General features: G+C 33.1%; 2 protein-coding genes and 1 pseudogene. All 3 read left to right on the top strand.

Translation table 11 applies throughout. The features are described from left to right. Positions 1-234: 234 nt before the first annotated feature. Positions 235-903: a type 1 glutamine amidotransferase gene (locus tag NE257_RS11470; protein WP_021464853.1), complete on the top strand. Its 669-nt coding sequence runs from the start codon at positions 235-237 to the stop codon at positions 901-903. 161 nt (positions 904-1,064) lie between these two features. Then, a pseudogene (locus NE257_RS11475) lies at positions 1,065-1,227 on the top strand (IS3-like element IS-LL6 family transposase); the annotation flags it as partial. 244 nt (positions 1,228-1,471) lie between these two features. Next, positions 1,472-1,678 carry a hypothetical protein gene (locus NE257_RS11480; RefSeq protein ID WP_251886526.1) on the top strand — a complete coding sequence of 69 codons (207 nt, stop codon included), beginning with the start codon at positions 1,472-1,474 and terminating at the stop codon, positions 1,676-1,678. Positions 1,679-1,763 lie beyond the last annotated feature (85 nt).

Below are 1,763 nucleotides of genomic sequence, written 5' to 3' on the forward strand. Positions count from 1 at the left end.
CGCAGGCAAATTTAGAAGTCAACAGAACCCCTAATCTCATAAATATTCACGCCTATCATAAGAACTGACAGCGCTAGTAGTATTGTCATTCGGTTTCTCTCCACCAGTCATTGACCAGCGATATTAGTTTTTTTCAATATATTCTTGCTATCTTATGTTATAATATTTTAATTAACGTGAATTGCAGGCGAAGTGCGGTTAAAAACATTGCCGTTGATATAGAAAGGTGTTATTATGAGGATTAATATCTTACAACATTCTCCAAATGAAGGGCCTGGTTTCATAAAAGATTGGGCACTTGAAAGAGGTCATGACATTTATGTTTATCACCCCTACTATTTTGACGGTATACTTCCTAACGAAAAAGACACTGATATGTTAATCATCCTCGGTGGCCCTATGAGTCCAAACGATGATTTGCCTTGGATTAAAGATGAGCGTAAATTAATTCAAGAACTTATTGATAGAAGCATACCAATATTCGGCGCCTGCTATGGAGCCCAACAAATTTCTAAAACTTTAGGATACGATGTTTCAAAAGCACCTTATAAAGAAGTTGGTTGGGCACCTGTTTATCTCAAAAGTAATTCAATTCAAAACATTCCACCAAAATTAAGTGCACTACATTGGCATGAAGAAATGTTTGAGATTCCAAAGGAAGCCGAGTTATTGTTCAGTAGTGATTTATTGGAAAATCAAGGTTTTCTTCTAAAAAATATAATTGGATTACAATTTCATTTTGAACCTACAAAAACAGATATACATGAAATTGTCGTAAATGACGCTTCTTATGCTTTGAATAACAATGCATTGAATCAATCTCCGAAAGATATTTTGACTAATGATTTTCCAAGTGAGAATAAAGAAACAATGTTCAAACTACTTGATTACATTTCACAATAAACATATTGAGAGAGCAAAGGAAGAAATCCTTTGCTTTTTTCATCCCTCCACCACTTTCACTAAATCAACTCCGAGGGCTTTGCCTGCGAGGTAAATATATAAGATATTTTCATTCTTACCCGTATTTACCCATTTTAGAAACTGTTCATCATCCTTATTGAGAAATTAATCGAAGGACTTATCACTCAATTGATGAGGTTAGATTATCTTGTTTCGAATACATTGAACAGTTCTATAACAACTATAATCCCCATTCTGCTAACAATGGTTTAACTCCAAATCAGAAGGAAGAAAACTATTTTAAGAAAACATAATTCATTTTAGAAATTCTTTAATCCCATATAAGCAAGCGACTGAGCAAGCATTATCTGCAGGTTTAGGTGAAGGTTATACTGATAATATTGAAACATGTACTGTGTATTGGGATAAACAGGTTAATTATGATATAGGCATCCCAATTAAAGGGGACTCAATGGAACCAGAATTTCATTATGGTCAAACTGCGCTTATAAAATATCAAAGTTCTCCTGATTATGATGGTTAAGTTTGTGCAATAGATAATGTTTCTATGGGAAATGCTTTTATAAAATGTGTCACTGTAGAGGAAGATGGACTTCTTCTACAGTCTTTAAATATAGAAGAGGATCAAAACGGAGAAAGAAAATTTCCAGATATAAAATTATATTGGGATGATAATCCAAGAATTATAGGAAAAGTAGTTGCTGCATTTACTCCAATTGAAAGAGATTTTTTTATTTTTCGTTTGTCAAATTAAGCTAGACAAATAAAAAAGTCATTTGTGCTACACTCAAGATAGTTCCCGAAAAAGAATTATAAGGAGTGAAGACAAATGACCTATA

This window comes from Enterococcus italicus (genome assembly GCF_023743875.1).
Taxonomy (GTDB): domain Bacteria; phylum Bacillota; class Bacilli; order Lactobacillales; family Enterococcaceae; genus Enterococcus_G; species Enterococcus_G italicus.